The following is a 26,823-nucleotide window of genomic DNA, read 5'->3' as shown; positions in this document are numbered from 1 at the left end:
TCTTATCCCTGAAATTGCGGCAGGTAGTCGCGATTGCGCGTCAGTACCTCGTCGAGCAGGGCCTGAGCAAGCGTCGCATCGCCCACCAGCGGGTTGGTGATAAGCGCCAGCAGGCCGCTTTCGCGATCGCCCTCCACCGCCGCCTTGATAGTGAGCCGCTCGTAAGTTTTCACCTGGGTGGTTAACGCGTGCATGGCTGGCGGCAGCGCGCCAAACACCAGCGGATGCGCGCCCTGGGCGTCCACCACGCAGTTGGTTTCCACCACGGCGTCGTCCGGCAGGCCGTGGATCGCGCCCCGGTTGGCGGTATTAACGACAAGCGTGGCGCCGCGATGGTTATGGATAGCATCGATGAGCTCCAGCGCCACCTGCGAGTAGAACGCGCCGCCGCGAAAGCTGAGCTGTTCCGGCTTGTGCGCGAGCTGCGGGTCCTGATAGCACGCAAACAGCTCACGCTCGACCGCCATTACCTGTTCGGCGCGGGTGCCGCGACCGCGCGCCGCCTCGACCTCTTCTTCCAGCATCTGGCGGCTTAAGTAGAAATAGCGGTGGTACGGGCACGGAATGGCGCCCAGCGCGCGTAGCAGCGGCGCGGGCCACGGCGCTTCCTGAATGTTATTCATCGTAAGCGTGGCACCGTTGCAGAGCTTATCGAGCACCGCCTGCGTGCGGTCTTCGCCGCGCACTGTTACCTGATGCACCCAGACCATATGATTCAGCCCGGCGAAGCGCAGCGCCAGCTCCTGCGACGGTTCGCCGAGCATGGCGGCAATCATGTGATGCATGGTGACCGGCACGTTGCACAGCCCGATGATTTTCGCCTTGCTGTGGCGCTGCACCGCCTCGGTGACGATGGCCGCCGGGTTGGTGAAGTTGATTATCCAGGCCTGCGGTGCCAGCGCCTCCACTTTGCGGGCGATGTCGAGCATCACCGGGATCGTGCGCAGCGCCTTGGCGAACCCGCCGACGCCGGTCGTCTCCTGGCCTATCAGCCCATACTTCAGCCCCAGACGCTCATCGGCGGCGCGGGCGGGCAGCTGACCGACGCGCAGCTGCGTCAGCACAAAGCTCGCGCCGCGAATCGCCTCATCCGGCGTGAAGTGCACGGATACGCGCACGTGCGCCAGCCCGTTTTTGTCGAGCATCCGGCGGGTCAGGCCCGCGATGATGTCTACTTTTTCGCGCCCCGGCTCGATATCCACCAGCGCCAGCTCATGCAGCGCGATGGCCTCTTTGCGGGCAATCAGGCCTTCTACCAGTTCCGGCGTGTAGCTGCTGCCGCCGCCGATAATCGCGATTTTCAGGGTGCGTCCGGTCATGCTTTTCTCCTGTCGTTGCCGTTGACTGATTCATGAGAGCGCTCTCATAAAGCAGACTATAGAAGGCCGCCCCCGCATTCCGGCGTGAGCGGCCTCGCAGAAAGGCTAAAAACAGTCGGGAAAACACAGAGAAAAGTAAACCCGTCGCGCCGCGACGGGCTAAGGCTAGATGCGGCGCGCCTGCCAGAATTTTTTGCGCCAGTAGACGTTATCGAGCGATGAGCGCATCACGCCGCGGCTCGTTGAGGCGTGGATAAACTGGTTATCAGTGTCATAAATGCCGACATGCAGACCGTTCTGCCCGGAGCCGGTTTTGAAAAAGACTAAATCGCCCGGCAGCAGATCGTCTTTATCGATTTCCGTGCCAATTTCAGCCTGCTCGCGCGTCTCACGCGGCAGCCTCAGCGAAAAACGATCGCGGAAGGTCATCATCACGAAGCCGGAGCAATCCACCCCGCCGCGGCTCATGCCGCCGTAGCGGTAAGGCGTGCCGTACCAGTGATTCAGCTGATCGTTGAGTTCGGCAATCACGGTGATGGAGTCGGAAAGTCGCGCATTGGGCGGCGGCGCGCGGTGGGAGCTACATCCCGCCAGCAGCAGCGTCGCAACAAGTAAGATCCATAGCCGCATTTTTCAGGCAAATCCTCTGGCCTTATGATTTTTCGCTAATGTAGCCGCAGCGGCGTCGGCTGGCAAGATGGCCGCGTTCAGAGGGGATTAATCAGCATGCTGTGACCGGCGACCTGCAACCGGCGAAACGGAAGTCCGTAGGCCTCGCCGAGCCGCGCAGGCGTCATGACGTCGTCACGCGGGCCGTGAGCCAGTAGTTTGCCTTCCCGCAGCAGCCAGACGCGACGCGCGTGGCGCAGCGTATGGTTAAGATCGTGGCTGCTCATCACGACCGCAATACCCGCCTGCGGGAGCGTAAACAGCATCCGGTCCAGCGCCGCCTGCTGCGCGACGTCGAGGCTGTTCATTGGCTCATCAAGGATAAGCACCCTGCCCTCAGCGTGATTACGGGGGTGAATCTGGATTATCACGGCAGCGAGACGCACGCGCTGCCATTCGCCGCCGGAGAGCGTATTCACCGGGCGCGTCAGCTTGTCGTCGAGCATCAGGCCGTGCGCGACCTCTTCCAGCGCCGCGCCGCACTGCGCGCCGCCGTGGAGCGTCAGGTAGTGCCAGACCGGCATGGCGAACGGCGGCGTCTGCTGCTGGGAGAGATACGCCCGCTTGCTGGCGAGCGCGGCGGCGCTGAAGGACGCGAGCGGTTTGCCTTCAAAGCAGATAACGCCGGGGCCATCCGCCAGGCCCGCCATACGATGCAGCAGCGTGCTTTTGCCCGCCCCGTTGGGGCCGACGAGATGGACAATATCGCCCGCCTCAAGCGTCGCGGTAACGGGCCCCAGACGGTTACCCACCGCGACGTCGCACAGCTGCATCAGTACCGACATTATTTCGCCAGCGCCAGCTTAATGGCTTCCATGACGATCGGATCTTCCGGCGTCATATCCGGCGAGAAGCGCTGGATAACGTGCCCGTCGCGGCCTACGAGGAATTTCTCGAAGTTCCACAGGATGTCGTCCGGATAGAGCGGCGCGCGGCCTTTACTCGCCATACGCTCATAGAAACCGCTCTGCTCCGGCGCGACGGCTTTCGGCGCGGCGGCGATCAGCTTCTGATACAGCGGATGGCGGTTTTCGCCGTTGACATCGATTTTGCTGAACATCGGGAATGTGACGCCGTACGTGGTGCTGCAGAAGGTTTTGATCTCTTCTTCGCTGCCCGGCTCCTGGCCCAGGAACTGGTTGCACGGGAAGCCGAGCACGCGGAAGCCGGACGGCTCCCACGCCTTATGAATGTTTTCCAGCTGTTCGTACTGCGGCGTGAGGCCGCACTTCGAGGCGACGTTGACGATAAGCAGCACTTTACCTTTGAACTGCTCAAGCGAAATGGTTTCACCGTCAATGGTGGTCACTTCGGTATTCAGAATGTCATGTTGCATAGCTTCCCCTTAAAAGGATGGTGTTATGGAACTAGCGTCCAGCCCTTAATAATAGCCAGATAAAGACCGGTGCGCCCAGGGTGGCAGTCACCACGCCGATGGGCAATTCCGCCGCCGTCAGCGTCAGGCGCGCGAGGATATCGGCGACCAGCAGCACGCCGCCGCCTGCGAGCATCGCAGAAGGCAGCAGCGCGCGATAATCAGCGATGCCACACAGGCGCAGCACATGCGGCACCACTAAGCCGACGAAACCGATAGCGCCCGCCAGCGCCACGCTGACGCCCGCGAGCCAGCCGGTGGCGATGACCAGCAGATTGCGCCACAGCCAGACCGGCAGGCCGAGCTGGCGCGCGGACGTTTCGCCAAGCGCCAGCCGGTTGAGCGCATGCGCCTGCAGGCCGCCCCACGCCAGCGCCGGCAGGAGCGCCAGCATTAGCCAGCCCTGCTGCCAGTCGACGCCGCCGAAGCCGCCCATCATCCAGTACATCAGCTGGCGCAGATCGAGACTCGTTGAAAAGTAGACCGCCCAGGTCATCAGCGCGCTGCAGACGATGCCGAGCGCGACGCCCGCGAGCAGCAGCCGACTGGTGGAGAGATGACGTCTTGCGAAATGCAGCAGGATAAGCGTGGCGATAAGCGCGCCCGCGATAGCGCACAGCCCGAGCGCCCAGCCCGGCAGCGCGCCGCCGCCCAGCATCACCGCCGCCACCAGCCCAACGCCCGCGCCGTTGGAGACGCCAAGCAGGCCCGGCTCCGCCAGCGGGTTTTCAAAGAGCGCCTGCATCATGGCGCCGCATAGCGCCAGCGCCGCGCCGACCAGCACCACCGCGAGCGTGCGCGGCAGGCGAATTTGCCAGACGAACAACCTTCCCGCCTCGCCAGTCCATGCTGACGGCCAGAGCCAGATATCGCCCGCGCAGAGACTGACGACGATGGCCAGCGCAAGCGACAGCGACAGCGCCGCCAGCACGCGTTTTTCGCGGCGACGTTGGGTGCGAATACAGAGGGGAAGTGAGGCCAGTTGAGATTTCATGCCTTTGATTTTACGGCTCGCTTTACGCAGGGCAAAGAAAAAAGGCCGCGCGATGCGGCCTTTTTGGTCATGTCAGATTAGCTTTCTTTCGGCGTAGCGTTCTCAACGCGACTTTTCAACTTCTGCCCCGGGCGGAAGGTAACCACACGGCGAGCCGTAATGGGAATATCTTCACCGGTTTTCGGGTTGCGTCCGGGACGTTGGTTCTTATCACGCAGGTCAAAATTACCGAAACCGGAGAGTTTTACCTGCTCACCATTTTCCAGAGCACGACGGATCTCTTCGAAAAACAGCTCTACCAGCTCTTTGGCATCCCGCTTGCTAAGCCCAAGCTTATCAAACAGATATTCTGACATTTCAGCTTTTGTAAGCGCCATAGGTTCAATCCCTCAATGATGCCTGGAATCGCTCTTTTAGTGCCGTTACACATTTCGCAACAGTAGCGGCAATCTCGTCTTCTTCGAGTGTACGGCCGGTATCCTGAAGGATCAGGCTGATGGCAAGGCTCTTATAACCCTCCGCAACACCCTTACCGCGGTACACGTCAAATAAGTTTACGCCAACTACCTGATTTGCGCCAACTTTCTTACACTCGGCCAAAATATCTGCTGCCGGTACGTTTTCCGCCACCACAACCGCGATGTCGCGGCGGTTCGCCGGGAAGCGGGAAACCTCCTGCGCCTGCGGTACGACACGGTCGGCCACCTTGCTCCAGAGCAGCTCAAACACCACGGTACGGCCGTTCAGGTCGAGCTTGCGCTCAAGCTCAGGATGCACAACGCCAATAAAACCAATGTGTTCGCCATGTAAATAAATGGCAGCACTTTGACCAGGATGCAAGGCCGGATTGGCTTCTGCACGGAACTCAATTTCAGATAATTTACCGGTAAGTTCCAGAACCGACTCCAGCGTCCCTTTCAAATCGTAGAAGTCAACGCCGCCTTTCGCCAGATCCCAGTGCTCTTCATAACGGTTGCCGCACAGCGCGCCCGCCAGCATAAGATCCTGACGAATGCCCAGGTCTGCCTGCGTATCAGGTACAAAGCGCAGGCCCGCTTCAAAGATGCGCGCGCGGCTCTGCTGACGGTTCTGGTTATAAACAACCGTGGTGAGCAGACCGGTCAGGAGCGAGAGGCGCATCGCCGACATTTCGCTGGAGATAGGGCTTGGCAGGATCAGCGCCTCTTCGCCCGGATGCAGCAGCTGCTGCACTTTAGGATCGACGAAGCTGTAGGTGATCACTTCCTGGTAGCCATGATCGTTGAGCAGGGTTTTCACGCGCTTGAGCGAAAGATTCGCTTCACGGTGGTCGCCCATCACCAGCGACGCCTGTACCGGCTCGTTCGGGATGTTGTCGTAGCCGTAGACGCGGGCCACTTCTTCCACCAGATCTTCTTCGATAGCGATGTCAAAACGCCATGACGGCGGGACGGCCTGCCACTCGCCCTGCCCTTGCGTCACCTGGCAACCCAGACGCGTGAGGATATCCGTGACCTGCGCATCAGCGATGTGATGCCCGATCAGGCGATCGAGCTTGCTGCGACGCAGTGTGATCGTGGCGCGAGCTGGCAGGTTCGCTTCGCTGGTCACATCGATAACCGGACCGGCTTCACCGCCGCAGATGTCCAGCAGCAGACGCGTCGCGCGCTCCATCGCCTGGAATTGCAGCTGCGGGTCGACGCCGCGCTCGTAGCGGTGAGAGGCATCGGTATGCAGGCCGTGACGACGCGCGCGACCAGTGATGGCGAGCGGCGCGAAGAACGCGCACTCCAGCAGCACATTGCGGGTTTCGCCGTTCACACCGGAGTGTTCGCCGCCGAAAATACCGCCCATCGCGAGCGCTTTGTTATGGTCCGCGATAACCAGCGTATCGGCGTTCAGTGTCGCCTCATTGCCGTCGAGCAGCGTCAGCGTCTCGCCCTCTTTCGCCATGCGCACCACGATGCCGCCATCGATGCGGTCAAGGTCGAAGGCGTGCATCGGCTGACCCAGCTCAAGCAGGACGTAGTTGGTGACGTCAACCACGGCGTCGATAGAGCGGATGCCGCAGCGGCGCAGTTTTTCACGCATCCACAGCGGGGTCGGCGCGGTCACGTCGATGCCTTTCACAACGCGGCCCAAGTAACGCGGGCAGGCATCCGCGGCGTCAACCTGAATCGGCAGCGTGTCGTTGATGGTCGCCGCGACCGGCGCGATGGCCGGCGCGTTCAGGGTCTGCGCGTTCAGCACCGCAACATCGCGCGCCACGCCGATAATACCGAGGCAGTCGGCACGGTTCGGGGTAACGCTGATTTCGATGGTGTTATCGTCAAGCTTGAGATAATCGCGGATGTCAGTACCGACGGGCGCGTCTGCCGGCAGTTCGATGATGCCGTTATGGTCGTCGGAAATGCCAAGCTCGGAGAAAGAGCACAGCATGCCTTCAGACGGCTCGCCGCGCAGTTTCGCCGCTTTGATTTTAAAATCGCCCGGCAGTACTGCGCCAACGGTCGCCACCGCCACTTTGAGGCCCTGGCGGCAGTTCGGCGCGCCGCAGACGATGTCGAGCAGGCGATCGCCGCCGACGTTCACTTTAGTGACGCGCAGTTTGTCGGCGTTCGGATGCTGACCGCACTCCACCACTTCGCCCACGACGACGCCGTGAAACGCGCCTGCGACCGGCTCAACGCCGTCAACTTCCAGGCCCGCCATGGTGATTTGATTCGCCAGCGCGTCGCTGTCAAGGGCCGGGTTTACCCACTCGCGTAACCACAGTTCGCTAAATTTCATTGTTCTGTCCTGCCCTTATTTAAACTGTTTGAGGAAACGCAGATCGTTTTCGAAGAAAGCGCGCAGATCGGTCACGCCGTAACGCAGCATGGTGAGACGCTCCATGCCCATACCGAAAGCGAAGCCGGAGTAAACTTCCGGATCGATGCCGACGTTACGCAGCACGTTCGGGTGTACCATGCCGCAGCCCAGCACTTCCAGCCACTTGCCGTTTTTACCCATCACGTCCACTTCTGCGGAAGGCTCAGTAAACGGGAAGTAAGACGGACGGAAACGAATCTGCAGATCTTCTTCAAAGAAGTTACGCAGGAAGTCGTGCAGCGTGCCTTTAAGATTAGTGAAGCTGATGTTTTTATCGACAATCAGCCCTTCCATCTGATGGAACATCGGGGTGTGGGTCTGATCGTAGTCGTTACGATACACACGGCCCGGCGCGATGATGCGGATCGGCGGCTGCTGGTTTTTCATGGTGCGGATCTGCACGCCGGAGGTCTGGGTGCGCAGCAGGCGCGTCGCGTCGAACCAGAAGGTGTCGTGGTCCGCACGCGCCGGGTGGTGACCCGGAATATTCAGCGCATCGAAGTTATGGTAGTCGTCTTCGATTTCCGGGCCAGTCGCCACGGTAAAACCGAGTTCGCCGAAGAAGTTTTCGATACGGTCAATGGTGCGGGTAACCGGATGCAGACCGCCATTCTCAACACGACGACCAGGGAGCGAAACGTCGATGGTTTCCGCCGCGAGACGCGCGTTCAGCGCCGCGCTTTCCAGTTCGTTTTTACGCGCGTTCAGCGCCTGCTGAACCTGCTCTTTGGCTTCGTTGATAACCGCGCCCGCAGCTGGACGCTCTTCTGGCGGCAGCTCGCGCAGGGTGGTCATCTGAAGGGTCAGATGCCCTTTTTTCCCTAAATATTCGACGCGTACGTTATCTAACGCGGCAACATCCTGGGCGCTGGTTATGGCCGCCTTTGCACTGGCAACCAGATCTGCGAGATGTGGCATGGTTTTCCTCGTTATTCGGCGCTTGCGCCGGTTTGTTGAACTCTGTCTTGTTATTCTTCTGTTTCAGGTGACACGCCCGGCGCTTGCCTGAAACGGCGGCGCGTTCTGTCGCCTGCCACTTGAAACAGACCCATAAACGGCAGATATAAAAAAAGCCTCCTGATGGAGGCTTCTGGCGTCGATTTTCCGTTTCTTTTCTTACGCGCAAAGCCCCTCTGATTCAGGCGCTAAAGTAAAAAAAGAAGCGGAAAATGGCAGCGTTCATGCTTGCGTTACCCTGAGGCTTGATGGCGAATAGCCCTATTGAAAAGCTCGCCAGTAAAAATGTCAACAGATTGATATGGCACAAATTAAAAGAGGGAGACAAGCTCCCTCTTTCAACTGGCTTACGCCAGAGCTGCTTTCGCTTTTTCAACCAGGGCAGTGAATGCCACTTTGTCGAATACGGCGATGTCAGCCAGGATCTTACGGTCGATTTCAACAGAGGCTTTTTTCAGGCCGTTGATGAATTTGCTGTAAGAAATACCGTTCTGACGTGCTGCTGCGTTGATACGTGCAATCCACAGCTGACGGAACTGACGCTTACGTTGACGACGGTCACGGTAAGCGTACTGACCTGCTTTGATAACAGCCTGGAAGGCAACGCGGTATACGCGTGAACGCGCACCGTAGTAGCCTTTAGCTTGTTTCAAAATTTTCTTATGACGTGCACGTGCAATCACACCACGTTTTACGCGAGCCATAGTGCTCTCCTGTTTCTATTCTGTAAAAAAGTTAAAAGATAAACGGCTTATGCGTACGGCAGGCACGCGATGACCAGACCCAGATCGCCTTTGGAAACCATGGCTTTCGGGCGCAGGTGACGTTTACGCTTAGTCGCTTTTTTGGTCAGAATATGACGCAGGTTAGCGTGCTTGTGCTTAAAACCACCTTTACCGGTTTTTTTGAAGCGCTTAGCAGCACCGCGTACGGTCTTAATTTTTGGCATTTTAATTACATCCACTTCGCATTGTTAATTAAACGAAACGTAGGCGAACAAAATCTGTGAAGCCCAAAGGCTCCACAGACAATGCTACTTGAAGGCCTTACTGTTTCTTCTTAGGAGCGAGCACCATGATCATCTGGCGGCCTTCGATCTTCGTTGGGAAGGATTCGACTACTGCCAGTTCTTGCAAATCTTCTTTCACGCGGTTAAGCACTTCCATACCGATTTGCTGGTGGGCCATCTCACGACCGCGGAAGCGGAGCGTGATCTTGGCCTTATCGCCTTCTTCGAGAAAGCGAATCAGGCTGCGGAGTTTTACCTGATAGTCGCCTTCATCTGTACCAGGACGGAATTTAATTTCCTTCACCTGGATAACTTTTTGCTTCTTCTTCTGTTCCTTAGAAGATTTACTCTTTTCATAAAGGAACTTGCCGTAGTCCATAATACGACAAACTGGCGGCTCGGCGTTAGGGCTGATTTCAACTAAATCTACTCCAGCTTCTTCAGCCTTTTCGATAGCTTCTCTCAGACTCACAATCCCCAGTTGCTCACCTTCCAGACCTGTTAAGCGAACTTCCTGGGCGCGAATCTCGCCATTGATACGATTCGGACGTGCCGTTTGAACTCGTTTTCCGCCTTTAATACCTTATTCCTCCAGTTGTTGAAGACTGCGGCTGCGAATCTCTTGCTGCAGCTTTTCTATTACGTCGTTGACATCCAGGCTACCGAGGTCTTTACCACGGCGGGTACGAACGGCCACTTTGCCTGCTTCGACCTCTTTATCGCCACAAACCAACATGTACGGGACACGACGTAAAGTATGCTCGCGGATTTTAAAGCCAATCTTCTCGTTTCTCAAGTCTGCTTTTACACGAATGCCAGCATTTTGTAGTTTACGGGTCAATTCGTTAACGTATTCAGACTGCGAATCGGTGATATTCATCACCACGACCTGTACCGGTGCGAGCCACGTCGGGAAGAACCCGGCGAACTCTTCGGTCAGGATACCGATAAAGCGTTCCATTGAGCCCAGAATCGCGCGGTGAATCATCACCGGCACCTGACGCTCGTTGTTTTCACCCACGTAAGAGGCGCTCAGGCGCGACGGCAGGGAGAAATCGAGCTGAACGGTGCCACACTGCCATGCGCGATCGAGGCAGTCGTACAGCGTAAACTCGATTTTCGGGCCGTAAAATGCGCCCTCGCCCGGCTGATACTCAAACGGGATGTTGTTTTCCTCCAGCGCGACGGCCAGGTCGGCTTCCGCGCGGTCCCACATTTCGTCCGTACCGATGCGTTTTTCCGGACGAGTGGAGAGTTTTACCACAATTTTTTCAAAACCGAAGGTGCTGTACATGTCATAAACCATGCGAATACAGCTGTTCACTTCGTCGCGCACCTGCTCTTCGGTACAGAAGACGTGGGCGTCATCCTGCGTGAAGCCGCGTACGCGCATCAGGCCATGCAACGCGCCCGAGGGCTCATTACGGTGGCAGCTACCGAACTCAGCCATACGCAGTGGCAGGTCGCGGTATGATTTTAGACCCTGATTGAAGATTTGCACGTGGCCCGGGCAGTTCATTGGTTTGATGCAATATTCACGATTCTCTGAAGAAGTGGTGAACATCGCGTCTTTGTAGTTATCCCAGTGACCGGTTTTTTCCCATAACACGCGGTCCATCATGAACGGACCTTTAACTTCCTGGTACTGATACTCTTTCAGCTTGGAGCGGACAAACGTTTCCAGCTCACGGAAAATCGTCCAGCCGTCGTTATGCCAGAACACCATGCCCGGCGCTTCTTCCTGCATGTGGTACAGGTCAAGCTGCTTGCCGATTTTACGGTGGTCGCGTTTCGCGGCCTCTTCCAGGCGCTGGAGATAAGCATTCAACGCTTTTTTATCAGCCCAGGCCGTACCGTAGATGCGCTGCAGCATTTTGTTGCTGCTGTCGCCGCGCCAGTAAGCGCCTGCGGTTTTCATCAGTTTGAAATGATGGCAGAAGCGCATGTTCGGCACGTGCGGACCGCGGCACATATCGACGTATTCTTCGTGGTGATACAGCCCCGGTTTGTCGTCACGGGAAATATTTTCATCAAGAATCGCGACTTTGTAGCTTTCACCGCGGCTCACAAACGTTTCGCGCGCTTCCTGCCAGCTCACTTTTTTCTTGATGACGTCGTAATTGGACTCCGCCAGCTCGTGCATACGCTTTTCGAGGGCGTCGATATCTTCCTGAGTCAGGGTATGGTCAAGGTCGACATCGTAATAGAAACCGTTGTCGATAACCGGACCGATCGCCATTTTGGTATGCGGCCACAGCTGTTTGATAGCATGACCCAACAGGTGCGCGCAGGAGTGACGGATAATTTCCAGACCGTCCTCATCTTTTGCGGTCACGATCGCGAGCTGAGCGTCCTGGTCGATAATATCGGTAGCATCAACCAGCTCGCCATTCACGCGGCCTGCGATACAGGCTTTCGCGAGGCCCGGACCGATATCCAGGGCAACATCCATGGGGCTGACAGCATGGTCGTAATGGCGTTGGCTGCCATCAGGAAGCGTAATAACAGGCATTATAAATCCTTATTCACAGTGGTGACCCACACGCAAGATCACATATGATTTAAAAAGTAGTTTTAACTCAATAAGTTATGTAGCCATCTGACCAACACTCGCCAAATTGGTACACACTTTGGTACGCCAAGCCTTTTCGTATAACGTTACGCTTTGCGTCTATCACTATGGTAACACTAATAAAATGGATAAAGCTATCCGCGCCCGGGAAACCATGAAGTCCTGGCCGCGATGCCCGATCACTACCAGGCATCGCACATAAGCGACAACAGGCGTTTTTACCCGGCAAACTGCAACAGCGCATCGCCATCAAGGCGATAGCGTATCCACTCCGATTGCGGTGCCGCGCCAATGCTCAGATAAAAATCAATCGCGGGCTGATTCCAGTCCAGCACGCTCCATTCAAGACGGCCACATTGTCTTTTTACAGCGCACTGGGCGATGCTTTTTAGCAGGGCTCTCCCTGCCCCCCGGCCGCGAAACGCCGGGGAGACATACAAATCTTCCATATAAATGCCGTTACGCCCAAGCCAGGTGGAATAGCTGGTAAAGAAAACGGCATAGCCTACGGCTTTCCCTTCCGCCTCGCAGATGAGCGCTTCCGTTTTACTGTCTGCGCCAAAGAGCGTGTCGCGGATCTCGTCTGGCGTGGTGACCACTTCCTGCGGGGCTTTTTCATACACCGCCAGTTCATAAATCATCTCGTAAATGGCCGATGCATCTTCCGGGCGAGCCGGGCGAATCGTGTAGCTCATTGCTTTTCCTGTTATCTCATCATGGACAGATATTGATGGCGCTAAGCATAAGGCGTAATGTCCGAAGAATTAAGTGCAATGAAATCACGCAACGATGAATATTATGCATCCCACTTTAAGGCGACTGGATTTAAACCTGTTGCCTGTTTTTGACGCTATCTATCGCCACCGCTCCGTTCGTAAGGCAGCCGATGAACTCGCGATGAGCACCTCAGCGCTGAGTCACGCGCTGTCGCGACTGCGCGTTACGCTCAATGACCCGCTGTTTTACCGGGAAGGTCACCGGATGTGCCCCAGCGTCTACGCAACGGAGCTCGCGCCCTCTGTGGCGTCGGCACTGAAATTTCTCGATGAGCAACTAACTCCGCCGCCCGAGTTTGACCCTCTCAGCAGTACCGAATGTTTAAAGATTGCCATCACCGACTTCACCGCGTTTTGTATTTTCCCGGCTCTGATGCACCGGCTGCAGTGTCAGGCGCCCGGCCTGCGTTTTGAGTTGCGGTATTTACCGCACAGTCCGGCGCTCAATGAACTGCTGGCGGGCGAAATGGATCTGGCGCTGGGGTTCAGCGCACCGGAGGATATCCGCCATCCGGAGCTGGAGGAGATCAGCTGGCTCGAAGATGACTATGTCGTTATCAGCAACGCGCGCAGAGCCGGGCTTACACTTGAGGAGTATCTGGCTGCAAGACACCTGGTGGTGACGCCCTGGAATGAGGAGCGCGGTGTGCTTGATGTTCAGCTTGAACAGATGGGGTGCACACGCCAGATAGCAATTAAAACGCCTTCGATGCTGAGCGCGCCGTTCATCGTCGCAGAAAGCGATTTGCTCATGGCGCTTCCCCGCTTTGCCGCGCAGAAGCTGATCCCGGCATTAGCTATCAGGCTGTTTGAATTACCGTTCCACATCCCGTCGTTTGAAGTGAAAATTTATTCGCATCAACGAAGCGGTAAACGAGGCGCGACCGACTGGCTTAAGACGGTTCTGCACACGTTGGCCACGGAGCAGGCCTTAAAAAGATAACCGTCCTGCAATTAAAAAATATCGGGCGGTGCAATCTAATGCTGGCGCGTTATGCTGACATCCGTTCAGAAAACACGCGCTAACCGCTGAAATCACTCAAGTGTTGTGGAGAGAATAATGAGCCCCTGATGCTCGTCGAAGCCATTTTTCCTGTAGAAGAAATCAGAGGGATAACCTTTATGGGTATTGAGAAGAATCGCGTTCAGCCCCTCGTTTACAGACTGCACTTTAATGAAATCCATTAGCTGTGACCCGACGCCCTTTCCCTGATAAGCCGGGTCGACGAAAAACTCGTCAATATAATATTCAACCCCGCCCGGCCACGGCTTTCTGAAACCGATACTGACCGCCACGATATTCTCGTCACAACACGCAACGTAACCTCTGAAAAAGTTATTTCGCAGGTGTTCCTGAATAAAACTGATAATGGGCTGTAGTTCAGACGTTTCGAACCACGGCGCTTCCTGGTAGACCTTACAATACAGGTGCGCGCAGGCATTGATATGAGTGTCATTAAGTACGGAGAAAACAGTATTCATGGTAAACCCTGTCAGAGGTGCGACGTTACGCTAACAGCGCCCTGATGAGCGTCCACAAAAACCAGCCAAGAAGGATTATCTGCACGCCCTTCAGCGCCCGGCGGGCATAGCGCCATTCGTGTCGCTCCCGTGCATCGGCGTCCACAATAACACCGGAACGCTGCTGCTGTTTTTTTCTTCTCTTTCGCAGCATATCGTAGCAACAGAGCGCAATAAGCAGCACCAGAACGAGCTTAATAACAAGTGGGCTATTTAAGGCTTCCCAGAAGTATTGGCTGCTATTCATGTTGTGACCTTCGCTGGTTTGCAAACGCACGGCTTTTGCCCGCGAACGCAGGATTCAGGGCGCAGAGCAGCATAATCAGCGTGCTGCCCACCGGATAAAGAAAACATGGCGAGCGTAAATAATTTACCGCGAGCCATCAAACGGGTTTTCACGCCAATTCTGGTAGGGCTGTTGAGAGGGTAAATCCTCGATACAACGACAGGCGACTGGTTCAGTCATGACTATCGGGCTGCGGCGGGCTGGCTTGAGGTATAAACGCGCAGGCGTGGCGCACGACAGATAACCAAAAGAAAAGGCCGTCGGATATTCGACGGCCTGATGTTAAGAAGATCCTTTATGCAGCTTTATTGCTTCTGCGCCGTGCTGAAAGTCTCTTCTGCTTTCCAGAGGCGATATTTCACGTCGATATTTTTCGGGGTATACACCACCACCGGCAGTTTGCTGTTGTAGTTCTGCATCCCGGCGTCACCGAGGTTTGCCGTCACGAATTTCTTCTCTTTTTTGCCGTCCGGGCACGCCATCATCGTTGAGGTGAACATCACGGAGCCATCAGCGTTTTTCGCGGGCTCAAAAACGTAATAGTCATATCCCCAACCTTCCAGCGTCTTGCGCTCGAATTTTCCGCCCAGCTGATGTTTATTGCAGTCAACGTCGAGCGTTTGCCCAATCATCAGCTCGACTTTATAAGATGACTCATCCGGGCGCTCCGGCAACTGAATAACCTGACGGACCATACCTTTTTCGGCGGCCGGATAAGGCGCGATATTTTCAGCCGGTTTTTTACCCGCACATGCGCTGGTAGAAATGCACCCGGCAGCCAGCAGGCTTAACATCAGCGTAGAAATTTTGTTCATTATTGGCTTTCTCCATTTTCTTCTCTCCACGGTAAAACTGAACTCAATTTCATAAACCGTGACAATCACTACCATATTATTCATAAGCAGTATTTTATGTCACCTTTACGCAAACCTTCGCCGGATATTCGCTGTATTCTTTATTTTACAAAGTGTAAAAAGCCATGCATTTTGCATGCGCGATTTAACACTCAGAGACGCGGTGTCATCCCGTACTTCGGCGTTTTAATATTCGCCGCCCAGATTTTGGTTTCCCGCTGGCTCATTACCGTAAAATCTGAACGCAGCTTTGTAACCAGCGCATTGACCCTGTCAGCATCCCGAATCAGATAATGCTCAACTCTGTCGCCGCCATGCTCAGTACAGACATATTCAGCAGGGACGATGTCATTATTGATTTCGAGCGTTCTCGCCTGCGCCGGGCATTTCCCGACGGTCAGTGACGAGATAACCATATTGGCCGAGTGACGACCCGCCTGCGAGATGCTCAGCATCACGGGGCTGCCCTCCGGAGTTTGCGTCATGTCATACAAGACCGCGTCTTTTTCATACCACGTATTATATTCGCGCCCCTGACCCACAGCGCAGGCGGTTCCTAAGCTGCTGATATAACAGCAGCAGATAATAAATGTTCTTTTCATTGTTATTCATTGCCGGTGTGCTTGCGGCAATCATTCACAATCTGCGCGAGAGAATCAAGCGATTAAGATTTTTCTGAGGATAAAGCGCTAACGCCACGCTGAAACGCTGTAATGATGTGGAGGAAAAGACGGGCAGGAAACCCTGTGAATGCGCGCCGTCTCGGTGAGCGCAAAAAAGAAAAGCCCCCGAAGGGGCTTTGGATTACTGGTTAATACGTGGATGCTGATCGACGAGACGGGTGCGTTTTTCCTGCAACTCGGCTATCTCTTTATCAATATCTTCAATTTTCTGTTCGATATTGTCGTGATGCTCACGCAGGATCTCGCGGGCCTCCTGGATATCCGATGCCGCAGGCGTCGCGCCTTTCAGCGGACGGTTAGCGGTCTCTTTCATGGAGAAGCCGGTGATCAGGCCAACGACCGCGACTACCATCAGATAATACGCTGGCATCATCAGGTTTTCGGTGCCTTCCACCAGCCAGGCCGCCACGGTCGGCGTCAGACCGGCGATCAGCACGGAAATGTTAAAGGCGCTCGCCAGCGCACTGTAGCGAATATGCGTCGGGAACATCGCAGGCAGCGACGAGGCCATCACGCCGGTAAAGCAGTTCAGGATCACCGCCAGCATCAGCAGGCCGGAGAAAATCAGGCCAAGCACGTTACTGTTAATCAGGATAAAGGCCGGGATTGCCAGCACCAGCAGCGCCACACTGCCGAAAATCACAAACGGACGGCGGCCAAAGCGGTCACTCAGCAGGCCCATCACCGGCTGCACAAACAGCATGCCGATCATAATCGCGATAATAATCAGCACGCCATGCGCTTCTGAATAGTGCAGGTTATGCGACAGATAGCTCGGCATGTAAGTGAGCAGCATGTAATAGGTCACGTTGGTGGAAATCACCAGACCGATACACGCCAGCAGGCTGCGCCAGTGTTTCGTCGCAATCTCTTTAAAGGAGACTCGCGGACCGTGCTGCAGGCCTTCGCGATCGCCCTGCTCCAGCTTATCGACATGCTGCTGGAACGCCGGGGTTTCTTCCAGCGCATGGCGCAGATAAAGCCCAATCAGGCCGAGCGGCAAGGCCAGGAAGAACGGCAGACGCCAGCCCCAGCTCAGGAAGTTATCTTCGCCCATGATGGCGGAAATCAGCACCACGACACCCGCGCCGAGCACGAAGCCCGCGATAGAGCCGAAATCCAGCCAACTGCCCATAAAGCCGCGCTTACGGTCAGGGGAATATTCCGCGACAAAAATCGACGCGCCGGTATATTCGCCCCCGACCGAGAACCCCTGCGCCATTTTACATAGCAACAGCAGGATCGGTGCCCAGATGCCAATCGTCGCGTACGACGGAATAAGCCCAATACAGAATGTACTGACGGACATAATCACAATGGTGATAGCGAGAATTTTCTGGCGACCATATTTATCGCCGAGCATACCGAAGAACAGCCCGCCAAGCGGACGGATAAGAAAGGGAACCGAAAACGTCGCCAGCGCGGCGATCATCTGCACGCTGGGGTTAGCATCCGGGAAAAAGACCTTGCCGAGCGCATATGCTACAAAGCCATACACGCCGAAATCAAACCACTCCATGGCATTACCGAGCGACGCTGCGGTAATCGCTTTACGAAGTTTTGCATCATCAATAATCGTGACGTCACTCAAAGAGATCGGTTCTACTTTTTTTCTTTTAAGCTTCATATCCATCCTCATTGAATTCGCTCTTTGACTCGGGAGGTGGCAAAAGTGCCACTTACCGCCCACAGTCCGCTTCCTTCGCGATAAAGAAGGCTTATCTTTCTAAGACTTCCTTTAAGAGCGTAGCAGGATCTCTTCCCGCCGTTAGTAATGACACATCTGAATGTGCTTACCTGCGTTTTCAGATGCCTGACTCTTCTTTACCCTAACAGCGAATAAATCCGTGATCAACTTCACACGTTTATTTTATCGCGTTTATGATGCATAAAGCGGCATATTTAATTAGGCAACTAATCAATATCAGATGAAAATGCCTGGTCCGTATGGGGATATTTTTACAGCCATCCTGAGCGCCGTGAGAACCGCGAAATACGCAGGCGCAGCGCGATATTGTTATCAGAATGAACGCAAGCGGGTTCTCAGCAATGAGCGAGTACGCAGACATAAAAGAAAGGCGTGAGCGGGAGGGAATAAAAAAACCGGATCGCGGGATCCGGTTTTTAGTGCGGGCGTGGAAAAAGCGAGTCCATCAGGACCAGTCGCCCGCCACCAGCGTTTGCGCGTTAAACGCGTCATTCATTGACTGACCCGTCGATGACGCGCCCGGCTGGAGCATCGAGCCCGCTTCGATATCGCTTGCGCGCCATCCGGCATACGGGGCGGCGTCTTTTGCATTCACAGTAGTCGGGACAGCAAAGGCGCTGAAGGAAAGCACGCTTAGCGTCAGCGCGGCAGCAGCAGTTTTGATGGTATTCATCTTTATTATCTCTTTATTGCAGCATAAAAAAGGGATGGCGTTTTATTCACCACCGGTATGCGAATGGTAGATCCAGATCACACTTTTCAACAGTCAAATTATTTGTCGGGAGATTTCAAAGAAACTGAAATGGCTGGCAATTCGTTGAATAAGAAAAGATTAATCAGAACAGCAATGCTGCTTAAAAGACACGCAATGCTAAAAACCCGGCAGACGACGCGGCAAGAAAGCGGAGAAAAGCGAGGCATAAAAAAGGCTGGCAGCGCCAGCCTTTAGCATAATGCGCGGAGCGCCTTACATGCGGTAACCCAGCGTCACAGAGGTGCGGGTATCGGTGTGATCCGGCGCCGTCGACGGCGGGCTGGAGTTCCAGGTCACGTTGTAGGCGACTTTCAGCCCAAAGTGCTCGTTGATGGCCACATCCAGCGCCGTTTCGGAGTTGACGTTAGTATCATCGGAGCCGAACACGGAAACACCCTGGGTGAATTTAGCGTTGTCGGTCAGCTGCCAGGTATAGATACCAGACGCATAGCCCAGGCCCTGGGTTTTGGTATCGCCGTTGGTGTACTCGTCATAACGAATACCCGGACCGAATTCAAAGCGCAGGCTGTGAACCGGGCCGTTCAGGAACTGGCGACCGTAACCGAGTGTCGCCACGTCGCGCTCGCGATAACCGTTATACCGGTCCGTCAGCCAGCTTGCCTGACCAAACAGATAGTCATAATCGGTCACGTTCACACGGCTACGTCCGCCTGCCGCGTATTTCTCGGAGGAGCGTTCGTCGTTAGAAGAGGTGTTGCTGGCGTTGCCCCACAGCGACCATGCGGTGGTCTGGCCATACCAGGTCAGGTTGCTGTCAGCCGTTAAGGAAGAACTTTTGGTGTTGCCGGTTTGCGCCAGGTAACCCGCGTTCAAATTACCTTCGAACGGTTTTTTCGCGGTGGAAGGATCGTCCATGACAGTAAAAACGGAATTATCAGCCATCGCGTGCTGGCTCAGCAGCGCGCCACCCGCCAGCAGCATTGCCAGGGGTACTGTCTTAAAAAGCTTCATGTTGATTTTCAGGTCCATACAACAAAAAAAAGGACCATTACGGTCCCGTAACTTTTTCTCTGGATCAATAAAATCCGCCCACAGAAAGGTAACGAATTATAAAAAGAGCCCTGTGGCTTAGCAATGAATTCCTTTCGACATTTAAGAATAAGCGTACTCCGAAAAATAGCTTTTTATTTATAAAGGAAAGGCGCCGATTAAAATCGGGATATAGGTAAAATCAGCACGTTATTCATCCACCGTCTGGCTGACGGATGCTACGCTTAGGGCAGCTTTTAAAAATGGAGGCGATATGGTCCGTATTTATACGCTTACGCTGGCGCCCTCGCTCGACAGCGCCACGCTTACGCCGCAAATCTATCCTGAAGGGAAGCTGCGCTGTAGCGCACCGGTGTTTGAGCCGGGCGGCGGCGGTATTAACGTCGCGCGCGCGATTGTTCACCTGGGCGGCAGCGCGACCGCCCTCTTCCCGGCGGGTGGCGCCACCGGCGAGCATCTGGTCTCGCTGCTTCATGATGAACAGGTCGCGGTGGAAACCATCTCCGCCCGCGACTGGACGCGTCAGAATCTTCATGTGCATGTGGAATCGACCGGCGAGCAGTACCGTTTTGTGATGCCGGGCGCGGCGCTGACCGATGACGAACTGCGCCAGCTCGAAGAAAAAGTGCTGGCGATCGAACCCGGCGCGATCCTGGTGATAAGCGGCAGCCTGCCGCCTGGCGTCGGCGTGGAAAAACTTCAGCAACTGATTAAAGCGGCCCGCCAGAAAGGTATTCGCCTGATTGTCGACAGCTCCGGCGACGCGCTGGCCGCCGCGCTGGAAGTGGGCGATATCGAGCTGGTAAAACCGAACCAGAAAGAACTGGCGGCGCTGGTGAAACGTTCTCTCGACGCGCCGGATGACGTGCGTCAGGCCGCCATGGAACTCGTCCAGCAGGGCAAAGCCCGCCGCGTGGTGGTCTCGCTGGGGCCGCAGGGCGCCCTCGGCGTGGACGGCAGCGACTGCGTGCAGGTCGTGCCGCCGCCAATGAAAAGCCAGAGCACCGTCGGCGCGGGCGACAGCATGGTCGGCGCCATGACGCTGCGTCTCGCGCAGGACGCCCCGCTGCTGGATATGGTGCGTTACGGCGTGGCCGCCGGCAGTGCCGCCACCATCAACCAGGGCACGCGACTCTGCTCGCAGGAAAACACCGACCGCATCTACCACTGGCTCAAACACTAACATTCTGGCCAGCCGCCAGGCTGGCCTTTCACTGCTGACAAAGAGGTACGCCATGAGTAATGGAGAAGTCACCCGCTATGTCGTCACCATCACGTTTCATGAAAAAAGCCTGACCGACATTAACGAGCTTAATAATCACCTGACGCGCGGCGGTTTCCTGCTGACGCTCGCCGACGATGACGGGAAAATCCACGAGCTCGGCACCAACACCTTCGGGCTGGTGAGCGCGCTCAGTCAGGACGAGGTGCACAACCTCGCACAGGGGCTTGGCGAAGCGGCGCTCGACCAGAAACCGCAGGTGAGCGTCACCACGTTTGAAGCCTGGCTGCGCGACAACGACGCCGTGTAACGCCTTCGCGCACGCCTGGTTGTGCGCCCGCGCAGATTATCCGGCGCGCGGGCGCGCTAAGCTGAACGCCCTGACGGGAAACCTGGGAGAGACATCATGTGGCATGCCATTACGCGTTTGTTAAACGAACAGCTGGGCGCCGGTGAAATCAGCCAGCGAACCGAACTGCCGGGCGGTGAAATCCATGCCGCGTGGCGTATCAACTGGGCCGGGCGCGATATTTTCGTCAAATGCGACGATGTGACGCTGCTCCCCTGTTTCACCGCAGAGGCCGATCAGCTAAGCCTGCTGGCGCGCAGTAAAACGGTCACGGTGCCGGAGGTGATTGGCGTCGGCAGCGAGCGCGAATACAGTTTTTTACTGCTCGAATACCTGCCCCCGAAACCGCTCGACGCCCACAACGCCTTTCTGCTCGGCCAGCAGCTGGCGCGCCTGCACCAGTGGAGCGAACAGCCGCAGTACGGTCTCGATTACGACAACACGCTCTCCACCACCCCGCAGCCCAACGCCTGGCAGCGCCGCTGGGCAAGTTTTTTCGCCGAACAGCGTATCGGCTGGCAGCTTGAGCTGGCGGCGGAAAAAGGCCTGGAGTTCGGCGATATCGACCGTATCGTCGATGTCGTGCATCAGCAGCTCGTCTCCCACCAGCCCGCGCCCTCCTTACTGCACGGCGATTTGTGGTCCGGCAACTGTGCGCTGGGGCCTGAGGGGCCGTATATTTTCGACCCGGCCTGTTACTGGGGCGATCGCGAGTGCGATCTGGCGATGCTGCCGCTGCACCCGGAACAGCCGCCGCAAATTTATGACGGCTATCAGTCGGTCCTGCCGCTGCCGGCGGGCTTTCTGGCACGCCAACCGCTCTATCAGCTCTACACGCTGCTTAACCGTGCGACGCTCTTTGGCGGCCCGCATCTGGTCGCGGCGCAAAAAGCGCTAACGCATGTATTAGAGGTGTGACGAACGCGCGCCAAGGGCGCGCGTCAGCCTTTACAGGAATCCAAGCAGGGAAAAGAACAGATAGCCCAGCACCAGCACAATCACCGGCAGGACATAGAGCGGGAAAATTTGCAGGAAAACCGTGTGGCGCGGCACCACGATGCGCGACTCAAACGCCTCGCGGGTGAGCCCGTCATCGCCTTTGGCGCGCTCCAGGATCAGGCTGTCTTCGACATGTTCGCGCAGGAAACGCGCCTGACGGCACATGCGCGCGCCGGAGGCCTGCAACGCCAGCCCGACAAAAATCAGCAGATAAATAACCCAGAAACCGATATTGGCGTGACGCGCGAAATCGGGCTGCGGCGAGTTGTACCAGAACAGATTCAGGAACGGCGTGTTAAAACGCACCATCTCAATCATCACATGCGCGAAATCCAGCATCACGGCGTTGATGCCCGGCTGTTTCTCGCTGTGCTCATACATGAACTTCAGTACGGAGATAATCGTCGAGAGCGTGGCAGGAATAAAAATCACCCATCCGGCGATGCGTTTTAAGACACCAATGCGTCCAGCTTGTTGATACGTCATGCTTTCCCCTTGATAGCGACGCGAAAGACTGGCCTAAGTTTACCCTGTGAAGCGCCTTTACGCCTGAACTTTCCGGCATGGAACCGGAAAGCGGTAGCCATAACGCGCATTTACGGCTATTGATTAACCTTTCTCGCGAAAAAATAAGGAGTGACAGACGATGTCTTCACCGCGACAGATCCTCGCCGCAATTTTTGATATGGATGGTTTACTGATCGATTCCGAGCCGCTCTGGGATCAGGCGGAGCTGGAAGTGATGGCGACGCTTGGCGTCGACACCTCCCGCCGCCATGAGCTGCCCGACACGCTGGGGCTGCGTATCGATCTGGTGGTTGAGCTATGGTTCGCGCAGCAGCCGTGGAATGGCCCGTCGGTGGCGGAAGTCACACAGCGCATTATCACCCGCGCCATTACGCTGGTGGAAGAAAAACGCCCCCTACTGCCGGGCGTGGCGGATGCCATTGCGCTGTGTAAAGCGCAGGGGCTGAAAGTGGGCCTCGCGTCCGCCTCGCCGCTGCATATGCTGGAGCGCGTGCTCTCGCTCTTCGGGCTGCGTGAATCGTTTGACGCGCTCGCCTCCGCCGAACATCTGCCCTACAGCAAGCCGCACCCGCAGGTCTATCTGGACGCCGCGGCGAAACTAGGCGTCGATCCGCTCTGCTGCGTCACGCTGGAAGACTCCGTCAACGGCATGGTCGCCAGCAAAGCGGCGCGGATGCGCTCTATTGTCGTGCCCGCCGAAGAGAACCGCAGCGACGCGCGCTGGGCACTGGCGAACGTGCGGCTTCATTCTCTGACCGAGCTTGAACCCTGGCATCTGCTCGGTTAACCGCGTGTTGACCGCCGCCCTCCGGCGGCGGTTTGTCTCACCTTCTCTCCTGAAAACCGCTCGCCGTCATATTTTTAAAACGCAGTTTCATTTGGCTTTGTCTTTTCGTTCGCCGCCTCCTATCATTGCTGTGAATGCGAAAGGGAGTTGTCCCTGCGCCGCACAGATGAGCCAAAGAGGAACGGATGATGCTGGAGAAATTCTCGCTTGCCGGAAAAGTGGCGATGGTGACCGGATGCAATACGGGTCTCGGACAGGGCATGGCGCTGGGGCTTGCCGCCGCCGGGTGCGATATCGCGGGCGTCAGCCGTCGCCCGGCGCGGGAGACCGCCGCCAAAGTGCACGCGCTTGGTCGCCGCTTCGTCGCCATCGAGGCGGATTTAGCCAGCGCGCCGCCGCAGGCGCTCGTCACGCAAACCGTCGATGCGCTGGGCCGGGTCGATATTCTGGTGAATAACGCCGGGATTATCCGGCGCGAAGACGCGCTGAATTTCAGCGAGCAGGACTGGGATGAGGTGATGGATCTCAATCTCAAGGCGCTCTTTTTCCTCTCGCAGGCCGTCGCGAAGCAGTTCATCGCTCAGGGCTGCGGCGGCAAAATCATTAACGTCGCTTCGATGCTCTCGTTCCAGGGCGGCATTCGCGTGCCCTCTTACACCGCGTCGAAGAGCGGCGTGCTCGGCCTCACCCGCCTGCTCGCCAACGAATGGGCGCCTTTTGGCATTAACGTCAACGGCATTGCCCCAGGCTATATGGCGACCAATAACACCCAGGCGCTGCGCGAAGACGCTGAACGTAATGAGGAAATTCTCGCACGCATACCGGCGGGCCGCTGGGGGAAACCCGAGGATTTACAGGGGCCGGTGATTTTTCTCGCCTCGGCGGCGTCGGATTATGTTAACGGCTACACCCTGGCGGTGGACGGCGGCTGGCTCGCCCGCTAGCGGCGAAACGAGGCGTCACGCGGCCTGCGGTGACAAAGTGTTACACCGTCACCACTTTTCTCTACTGTATAAAAACCCTATACTGGATAGATTGACAGTTACAGGGTTTCATCATGACGGCGGAAGGCCACCTGCTTTTTTCTATAGCCTGCGCGGTATTTGCTAAAAATGCCGAGCTGACCCCTGTGCTGGCGCAGGGCGACTGGTGGCATATTATCCCTTCCGCCATTCTCACCTGCCTGCTGCCGGATATCGATCACCCGAAATCTTTTCTCGGGCAGCGCCTAAAATGGATCTCAAAGCCCGTGGCGCGCATGTTCGGCCACCGGGGCTTTACGCACAGCCTGCTGGCGGTCTTTGGCGGGTTGACGCTATTTCTGTTAAAAGTTCCGGAGTCGTGGATACTGCCCGCCGACGCGTTGCAGGGGCTGGTGCTCGGTTACCTGAGCCATATTCTCGCCGATATGATAACGCCCGCTGGCGTGCCGCTGCTGTGGCCCTGCCGCTGGCGTTTCCGCCTGCCGCTGCTCTATCCGCAAAAGGGCAATCAGCTGGAGCGAGTGCTGTGCATGGCGCTGTTCGTCTGGGCCGTCTGGATGCCGCAAAGCATGACCGACAGTAGCGCGATGAAATGGTCGTCGGCCGCGATCAACTCGCTGCAAAACACCTTCAACCGTTTTATTCATCACCAGATGGAACAGTAAATAAACTGAAATTGCGTTTTGATATAACCCATTCCATTTGGATATAAGGCCCTCTGTTTTGATTCTGATACCCTTTGCGGCATAAAGGCATGCCATTTCGGCCATGCTGGTTATAAAAAAATCAGGAGAACGGGGATGAATCTTCCACTGATAGCGAACGTTATCGCGTTCGTGGTTCTGCTGCTGTTGCTGGCGCGCACGCGCCACACCCAGTGGAGCCTTGCGAAAAAAGTATTACTTGGTCTGGCGATGGGCGTGGTCTTCGGGCTCGCGCTGCACACCATTTATGGCTCTGACAGCGAGACGCTGAAAACCTCCATCCAGTGGTTCAACATTGTCGGCAACGGCTATGTGCAGCTGCTGCAGATGATTGTCATGCCGCTGGTGTTTGCGATGATCCTGAGCGCCGTCGCGCGCCTGCATAACGCCTCTTCGCTCGGTAAAATCAGCGTTCTGACCATCGGCACGCTGCTGTTCACCACGCTTATCGCCGCCCTGGTCGGCGTGCTGGTGACCAACCTCTTCGGCCTGACGGCGGAAGGCCTGGTGCAGGGCAGCGCGGAAACCGCGCGTCTGAACGCCATTCAGACCAACTACGCCGGTAAAGTCGCCGACCTCACCGTGCCGCAGCTGCTGCTCTCCTTCGTACCGAAAAACCCGTTTGCCGATCTCACCGGCGCGAGCCCGACCTCTATCATCAGCGTGGTGATTTTCGCGGCCTTCCTGGGCGTCGCGGCACTGAAACTGCTGAAAGACGACGCGCCGAAAGGCGAGCGCGTGCTGGCGGCTATCGACATCCTGCAAAGCTGGGTGATGAAGCTGGTGCGTCTGGTCATGCAGCTGACCCCGTATGGCGTGCTGGCGCTGATGACCAAAGTCGTGGCGGGCTCTAACCTGCAGGACATCATCAAGCTCGGCAGCTTTGTGGTCGCCTCTTACCTCGGCCTCGGCATCATGTTCGTGGTGCACGGCGTGCTGCTCGCGGTGAATGGCGTCAGCCCGCTGCGCTATTTCCGTAAAGTCTGGCCGGTACTGACTTTCGCCTTTACCAGCCGCTCCAGCGCCGCCAGCATTCCGCTGAACGTTGAAGCGCAGACCCGTCGCCTCGGCGTGCCGGAGTCTATCGCCTCCTTCGCGGCGTCCTTTGGCGCGACCATCGGCCAGAACGGTTGTGCGGGTCTCTACCCGACCATGCTGGCGGTGATGGTTGCCCCGACCGTTGGCATTAACCCGCTCGATCCGGTGTGGATTGCGACGCTCGTCGGCATCGTGACCTTAAGCTCCGCAGGCGTGGCGGGTGTTGGCGGCGGCGCGACCTTCGCGGCGCTGATCGTGCTCCCGGCAATGGGCCTGCCAGTCACTCTGGTGGCGCTGCTGATTTCCGTTGAACCGCTTATCGATATGGGCCGTACCGCGCTTAACGTCAGCGGCTCTATGACGGCTGGTACGCTCACCAGCCAGTGGCTGAAGCAGACGGATAAAACCATCCTGAACAGCGATGACGAAGCCGAACTGGCGCACCGTTAATCGCCTCATCAATAGACCCGCAAAAACCGGCCCTGTGCCGGTTTTTTTTATGCCCGGAGCGTGCATTCAGGCCACAAAAAAGCCCGCACGACGGCGGGCTTTCTCTTCTGACAGGGATGGCAGGCTAAGGCTCAGGCGCGAATTGCACGCGGCATCGCTATTAGCGCGCCAGGCGTCAGATCTCATCCTGCTTAAGCTGATTGGCCCAGCGCTGGGCGGCTTCGGGCGAGCTGAACGCGGGCGAGCGACGAAAACGATCCCCGGACATCACAAACGCCACATACTTGCCCTTCAGCACCCAGACATCGTCAAAGCCCTCCATGCGGTCCGCATGATCCGGCGGTGCCGGCTCCACGCGGGGAACATAGCTGATAACGGGACGATTCTGATGACGAAGTGGTTTCATAAGCGTCGGATTCACTGGC

At 56.7% G+C, this 26,823-nt stretch carries 32 protein-coding genes and 1 other annotated feature; of the genes, 9 read left to right on the top strand and 23 right to left on the bottom strand.

Annotated features, from left to right (window positions below):
- Positions 1-2: 2 nt before the first annotated feature.
- The 14 genes from AFK67_RS08630 to AFK67_RS08570 form a co-directional block, all read right to left on the bottom strand.
- Positions 3-1,319, bottom strand: a complete 1,317-nt coding sequence (locus AFK67_RS08630) for a 6-phospho-beta-glucosidase (protein ID WP_007725030.1) — start codon at positions 1,317-1,319, stop codon at positions 3-5.
- Positions 1,320-1,484: 165 nt separating this feature from the next.
- Positions 1,485-1,949 (bottom strand): NlpC/P60 family protein, encoded by a 465-nt coding sequence (locus AFK67_RS08625; RefSeq protein ID WP_007725028.1) that lies wholly within the window; start codon positions 1,947-1,949, stop codon positions 1,485-1,487.
- Between the two features lie 77 nt (positions 1,950-2,026).
- Positions 2,027-2,773 carry a vitamin B12 ABC transporter ATP-binding protein BtuD gene (gene btuD, locus AFK67_RS08620; RefSeq protein ID WP_038883819.1) on the bottom strand — a complete coding sequence of 249 codons (747 nt, stop codon included), beginning with the start codon at positions 2,771-2,773 and terminating at the stop codon, positions 2,027-2,029.
- Positions 2,773-3,324 carry a glutathione peroxidase gene (locus AFK67_RS08615; protein WP_007725021.1) on the bottom strand — a complete coding sequence of 184 codons (552 nt, stop codon included), beginning with the start codon at positions 3,322-3,324 and terminating at the stop codon, positions 2,773-2,775. Before AFK67_RS08615 ends, btuD begins: the two co-directional genes overlap by 1 nt.
- A 31-nt stretch (positions 3,325-3,355) precedes the next feature.
- Positions 3,356-4,357: a vitamin B12 ABC transporter permease BtuC gene (gene btuC, locus AFK67_RS08610; RefSeq protein WP_032967387.1), complete on the bottom strand. Its 1,002-nt coding sequence runs from the start codon at positions 4,355-4,357 to the stop codon at positions 3,356-3,358.
- A gap of 77 nt (positions 4,358-4,434) precedes the next feature.
- Positions 4,435-4,734 carry an integration host factor subunit alpha gene (gene ihfA, locus AFK67_RS08605; RefSeq protein ID WP_007725015.1) on the bottom strand — a complete coding sequence of 100 codons (300 nt, stop codon included), beginning with the start codon at positions 4,732-4,734 and terminating at the stop codon, positions 4,435-4,437.
- Positions 4,735-4,738: 4 nt separating this feature from the next.
- Positions 4,739-7,126 (bottom strand): phenylalanine--tRNA ligase subunit beta, encoded by a 2,388-nt coding sequence (gene pheT / locus AFK67_RS08600; RefSeq protein WP_038883823.1) that lies wholly within the window; start codon positions 7,124-7,126, stop codon positions 4,739-4,741.
- A 15-nt stretch (positions 7,127-7,141) separates the two neighbouring features.
- The gene (gene pheS / locus AFK67_RS08595; protein WP_007747462.1) at positions 7,142-8,125 is read right to left on the bottom strand and encodes a phenylalanine--tRNA ligase subunit alpha; all 984 of its coding nucleotides are present in this window, start codon (positions 8,123-8,125) and stop codon (positions 7,142-7,144) included.
- 145 nt (positions 8,126-8,270) lie between these two features.
- Positions 8,271-8,395, bottom strand: a sequence feature (Phe leader region).
- The gene (pheM, locus tag AFK67_RS23270; RefSeq protein WP_106120997.1) at positions 8,346-8,390 is read right to left on the bottom strand and encodes a pheST operon leader peptide PheM; all 45 of its coding nucleotides are present in this window, start codon (positions 8,388-8,390) and stop codon (positions 8,346-8,348) included. It overlaps the preceding feature by 45 nt.
- 116 nt (positions 8,396-8,511) lie before the next feature.
- On the bottom strand, positions 8,512-8,868 hold the full coding sequence (gene rplT / locus AFK67_RS08590; protein ID WP_000124850.1) for a 50S ribosomal protein L20: 357 nt from the start codon (positions 8,866-8,868) through the stop codon (positions 8,512-8,514).
- A gap of 47 nt (positions 8,869-8,915) precedes the next feature.
- The gene (gene rpmI / locus AFK67_RS08585) at positions 8,916-9,113 is read right to left on the bottom strand and encodes a 50S ribosomal protein L35 (protein WP_001124225.1); all 198 of its coding nucleotides are present in this window, start codon (positions 9,111-9,113) and stop codon (positions 8,916-8,918) included.
- 97 nt (positions 9,114-9,210) lie between these two features.
- On the bottom strand, positions 9,211-9,753 hold the full coding sequence (gene infC / locus AFK67_RS08580) for a translation initiation factor IF-3 (protein WP_015741001.1): 543 nt from the start codon (positions 9,751-9,753) through the stop codon (positions 9,211-9,213).
- Between the two features lie 3 nt (positions 9,754-9,756).
- Positions 9,757-11,685, bottom strand: coding sequence for a threonine--tRNA ligase (gene thrS, locus AFK67_RS08575; RefSeq protein WP_007725001.1), 1,929 nt, complete (start codon positions 11,683-11,685; stop codon positions 9,757-9,759).
- A gap of 278 nt (positions 11,686-11,963) precedes the next feature.
- The gene (locus AFK67_RS08570; RefSeq protein WP_007724998.1) at positions 11,964-12,440 is read right to left on the bottom strand and encodes a GNAT family N-acetyltransferase; all 477 of its coding nucleotides are present in this window, start codon (positions 12,438-12,440) and stop codon (positions 11,964-11,966) included.
- A 94-nt stretch (positions 12,441-12,534) separates the two neighbouring features.
- On the opposite strand from AFK67_RS08570, the gene AFK67_RS08565 reads away from it, so the two are divergent.
- Positions 12,535-13,464, top strand: coding sequence for a LysR family transcriptional regulator (locus AFK67_RS08565; RefSeq protein WP_007724996.1), 930 nt, complete (start codon positions 12,535-12,537; stop codon positions 13,462-13,464).
- A gap of 92 nt (positions 13,465-13,556) precedes the next feature.
- Here the strand turns inward: AFK67_RS08565 and AFK67_RS08560 are convergent, their stop codons facing one another.
- From AFK67_RS08560 to AFK67_RS08535, 6 genes are all read right to left on the bottom strand, one after another.
- The gene (locus AFK67_RS08560) at positions 13,557-14,003 is read right to left on the bottom strand and encodes a GNAT family N-acetyltransferase (protein ID WP_007724994.1); all 447 of its coding nucleotides are present in this window, start codon (positions 14,001-14,003) and stop codon (positions 13,557-13,559) included.
- Positions 14,004-14,028: 25 nt separating this feature from the next.
- Complete coding sequence (locus AFK67_RS23060; protein ID WP_032967379.1) at positions 14,029-14,289, bottom strand: hypothetical protein; 261 nt, start codon at positions 14,287-14,289, stop codon at positions 14,029-14,031.
- Positions 14,290-14,633: 344 nt separating this feature from the next.
- Positions 14,634-15,143: a serine protease inhibitor ecotin gene (gene eco, locus AFK67_RS08550; protein ID WP_032967378.1), complete on the bottom strand. Its 510-nt coding sequence runs from the start codon at positions 15,141-15,143 to the stop codon at positions 14,634-14,636.
- 191 nt (positions 15,144-15,334) lie between these two features.
- Positions 15,335-15,784: a hypothetical protein gene (locus AFK67_RS08545; protein ID WP_007724985.1), complete on the bottom strand. Its 450-nt coding sequence runs from the start codon at positions 15,782-15,784 to the stop codon at positions 15,335-15,337.
- Positions 15,785-15,986: 202 nt separating this feature from the next.
- Entirely contained in the window at positions 15,987-17,492 is a 1,506-nt protein-coding gene (gene proP, locus AFK67_RS08540) for a glycine betaine/L-proline transporter ProP (protein WP_007724982.1), read from the bottom strand.
- 526 nt (positions 17,493-18,018) lie between these two features.
- Positions 18,019-18,246: a hypothetical protein gene (locus AFK67_RS08535; protein WP_007724981.1), complete on the bottom strand. Its 228-nt coding sequence runs from the start codon at positions 18,244-18,246 to the stop codon at positions 18,019-18,021.
- A 63-nt stretch (positions 18,247-18,309) separates the two neighbouring features.
- Here AFK67_RS08535 and AFK67_RS22785 point away from each other — a divergent pair, with 63 nt between their 5' ends.
- A complete protein-coding gene (locus tag AFK67_RS22785) occupies positions 18,310-18,522 on the top strand; it encodes a hypothetical protein (protein ID WP_134792930.1) in 213 nt (70 codons plus the stop codon).
- Between the two features lie 18 nt (positions 18,523-18,540).
- On the opposite strand, the gene AFK67_RS08530 is transcribed toward AFK67_RS22785, so the two are convergent.
- Positions 18,541-19,299: a DUF481 domain-containing protein gene (locus tag AFK67_RS08530; RefSeq protein WP_032967386.1), complete on the bottom strand. Its 759-nt coding sequence runs from the start codon at positions 19,297-19,299 to the stop codon at positions 18,541-18,543.
- A gap of 292 nt (positions 19,300-19,591) precedes the next feature.
- Between AFK67_RS08530 and pfkB the strand changes: the two genes are divergently transcribed.
- From pfkB to AFK67_RS08515, 3 genes are all read left to right on the top strand, one after another.
- A complete protein-coding gene (pfkB, locus tag AFK67_RS08525) occupies positions 19,592-20,521 on the top strand; it encodes a 6-phosphofructokinase II (protein ID WP_007724979.1) in 930 nt (309 codons plus the stop codon).
- A 52-nt stretch (positions 20,522-20,573) separates the two neighbouring features.
- The gene (gene ghoS / locus AFK67_RS08520; protein ID WP_007724978.1) at positions 20,574-20,870 is read left to right on the top strand and encodes a type V toxin-antitoxin system endoribonuclease antitoxin GhoS; all 297 of its coding nucleotides are present in this window, start codon (positions 20,574-20,576) and stop codon (positions 20,868-20,870) included.
- Positions 20,871-20,966: 96 nt separating this feature from the next.
- Positions 20,967-21,827, top strand: a complete 861-nt coding sequence (locus AFK67_RS08515; protein WP_007724977.1) for a fructosamine kinase family protein — start codon at positions 20,967-20,969, stop codon at positions 21,825-21,827.
- Between the two features lie 30 nt (positions 21,828-21,857).
- Here AFK67_RS08515 and AFK67_RS08510 read toward each other — a convergent pair whose 3' ends face one another.
- Entirely contained in the window at positions 21,858-22,394 is a 537-nt protein-coding gene (locus tag AFK67_RS08510) for a YniB family protein (protein ID WP_007724975.1), read from the bottom strand.
- 160 nt (positions 22,395-22,554) lie between these two features.
- Here AFK67_RS08510 and hxpB point away from each other — a divergent pair, with 160 nt between their 5' ends.
- The 4 genes from hxpB (at position 22,555) to AFK67_RS08490 (ending at position 26,398) form a co-directional block, all read left to right on the top strand.
- Entirely contained in the window at positions 22,555-23,223 is a 669-nt protein-coding gene (hxpB, locus tag AFK67_RS08505; protein WP_007724973.1) for a hexitol phosphatase HxpB, read from the top strand.
- 185 nt (positions 23,224-23,408) lie between these two features.
- Positions 23,409-24,167, top strand: coding sequence for a 2-dehydro-3-deoxy-D-gluconate 5-dehydrogenase KduD (gene kduD / locus AFK67_RS08500; RefSeq protein ID WP_007724971.1), 759 nt, complete (start codon positions 23,409-23,411; stop codon positions 24,165-24,167).
- Positions 24,168-24,280: 113 nt separating this feature from the next.
- Positions 24,281-24,871 carry a metal-dependent hydrolase gene (locus tag AFK67_RS08495; protein WP_007724970.1) on the top strand — a complete coding sequence of 197 codons (591 nt, stop codon included), beginning with the start codon at positions 24,281-24,283 and terminating at the stop codon, positions 24,869-24,871.
- A gap of 135 nt (positions 24,872-25,006) precedes the next feature.
- Positions 25,007-26,398 carry an L-cystine transporter gene (locus AFK67_RS08490; protein WP_007724969.1) on the top strand — a complete coding sequence of 464 codons (1,392 nt, stop codon included), beginning with the start codon at positions 25,007-25,009 and terminating at the stop codon, positions 26,396-26,398.
- A 175-nt stretch (positions 26,399-26,573) separates the two neighbouring features.
- On the opposite strand, the gene cedA is transcribed toward AFK67_RS08490, so the two are convergent.
- Positions 26,574-26,819 carry a cell division activator CedA gene (gene cedA, locus AFK67_RS08485; RefSeq protein ID WP_265094090.1) on the bottom strand — a complete coding sequence of 82 codons (246 nt, stop codon included), beginning with the start codon at positions 26,817-26,819 and terminating at the stop codon, positions 26,574-26,576.
- Positions 26,820-26,823: the final 4 nt, after the last annotated feature.

The organism is Cronobacter dublinensis subsp. dublinensis LMG 23823 (genome assembly GCF_001277235.1).
Classification (GTDB): domain Bacteria; phylum Pseudomonadota; class Gammaproteobacteria; order Enterobacterales; family Enterobacteriaceae; genus Cronobacter; species Cronobacter dublinensis.
The sequence above is the reverse complement of the archived record's forward strand: the minus strand, read 5'-3'. Positions and strand labels throughout refer to the sequence as shown.

Bases quoted from the DNA above. Each gene is read 5' to 3' on its own strand.
- AFK67_RS08570 (WP_007724998.1), bottom strand. From the start codon at position 12,440: ATGAGCTACACGATTCGCCCGGCTCGCCCGGAAGATGCATCGGCCATT.
- AFK67_RS08630 (WP_007725030.1), bottom strand. From the start codon at position 1,319: ATGACCGGACGCACCCTGAAAATCGCGATTATCGGCGGCGGCAGCAGC.
- AFK67_RS08490 (WP_007724969.1), top strand. From the start codon at position 25,007: ATGAATCTTCCACTGATAGCGAACGTTATCGCGTTCGTGGTTCTGCTG.
- pheS (WP_007747462.1), bottom strand. From the start codon at position 8,125: ATGCCACATCTCGCAGATCTGGTTGCCAGTGCAAAGGCGGCCATAACC.
- thrS (WP_007725001.1), bottom strand. From the start codon at position 11,685: ATGCCTGTTATTACGCTTCCTGATGGCAGCCAACGCCATTACGACCAT.
- proP (WP_007724982.1), bottom strand. From the start codon at position 17,492: ATGAAGCTTAAAAGAAAAAAAGTAGAACCGATCTCTTTGAGTGACGTC.
- AFK67_RS22785 (WP_134792930.1), top strand. From the start codon at position 18,310: ATGGTAGATCCAGATCACACTTTTCAACAGTCAAATTATTTGTCGGGA.
- eco (WP_032967378.1), bottom strand. From the start codon at position 15,143: ATGAACAAAATTTCTACGCTGATGTTAAGCCTGCTGGCTGCCGGGTGC.
- btuC (WP_032967387.1), bottom strand. From the start codon at position 4,357: ATGAAATCTCAACTGGCCTCACTTCCCCTCTGTATTCGCACCCAACGT.
- AFK67_RS08545 (WP_007724985.1), bottom strand. From the start codon at position 15,784: ATGAAAAGAACATTTATTATCTGCTGCTGTTATATCAGCAGCTTAGGA.
- AFK67_RS08495 (WP_007724970.1), top strand. From the start codon at position 24,281: ATGACGGCGGAAGGCCACCTGCTTTTTTCTATAGCCTGCGCGGTATTT.
- AFK67_RS08535 (WP_007724981.1), bottom strand. From the start codon at position 18,246: ATGAATACCATCAAAACTGCTGCTGCCGCGCTGACGCTAAGCGTGCTT.
- btuD (WP_038883819.1), bottom strand. From the start codon at position 2,773: ATGTCGGTACTGATGCAGCTGTGCGACGTCGCGGTGGGTAACCGTCTG.
- AFK67_RS08530 (WP_032967386.1), bottom strand. From the start codon at position 19,299: ATGAAGCTTTTTAAGACAGTACCCCTGGCAATGCTGCTGGCGGGTGGC.
- AFK67_RS08560 (WP_007724994.1), bottom strand. From the start codon at position 14,003: ATGAATACTGTTTTCTCCGTACTTAATGACACTCATATCAATGCCTGC.
- AFK67_RS23060 (WP_032967379.1), bottom strand. From the start codon at position 14,289: ATGAATAGCAGCCAATACTTCTGGGAAGCCTTAAATAGCCCACTTGTT.
- ihfA (WP_007725015.1), bottom strand. From the start codon at position 4,734: ATGGCGCTTACAAAAGCTGAAATGTCAGAATATCTGTTTGATAAGCTT.
- rplT (WP_000124850.1), bottom strand. From the start codon at position 8,868: ATGGCTCGCGTAAAACGTGGTGTGATTGCACGTGCACGTCATAAGAAA.
- AFK67_RS08625 (WP_007725028.1), bottom strand. From the start codon at position 1,949: ATGCGGCTATGGATCTTACTTGTTGCGACGCTGCTGCTGGCGGGATGT.
- AFK67_RS08510 (WP_007724975.1), bottom strand. From the start codon at position 22,394: ATGACGTATCAACAAGCTGGACGCATTGGTGTCTTAAAACGCATCGCC.
- ghoS (WP_007724978.1), top strand. From the start codon at position 20,574: ATGAGTAATGGAGAAGTCACCCGCTATGTCGTCACCATCACGTTTCAT.
- pfkB (WP_007724979.1), top strand. From the start codon at position 19,592: ATGGTCCGTATTTATACGCTTACGCTGGCGCCCTCGCTCGACAGCGCC.
- AFK67_RS08565 (WP_007724996.1), top strand. From the start codon at position 12,535: ATGAATATTATGCATCCCACTTTAAGGCGACTGGATTTAAACCTGTTG.
- AFK67_RS08515 (WP_007724977.1), top strand. From the start codon at position 20,967: ATGTGGCATGCCATTACGCGTTTGTTAAACGAACAGCTGGGCGCCGGT.
- hxpB (WP_007724973.1), top strand. From the start codon at position 22,555: ATGTCTTCACCGCGACAGATCCTCGCCGCAATTTTTGATATGGATGGT.
- AFK67_RS08615 (WP_007725021.1), bottom strand. From the start codon at position 3,324: ATGCAACATGACATTCTGAATACCGAAGTGACCACCATTGACGGTGAA.
- pheT (WP_038883823.1), bottom strand. From the start codon at position 7,126: ATGAAATTTAGCGAACTGTGGTTACGCGAGTGGGTAAACCCGGCCCTT.
- kduD (WP_007724971.1), top strand. From the start codon at position 23,409: ATGATGCTGGAGAAATTCTCGCTTGCCGGAAAAGTGGCGATGGTGACC.
- rpmI (WP_001124225.1), bottom strand. From the start codon at position 9,113: ATGCCAAAAATTAAGACCGTACGCGGTGCTGCTAAGCGCTTCAAAAAA.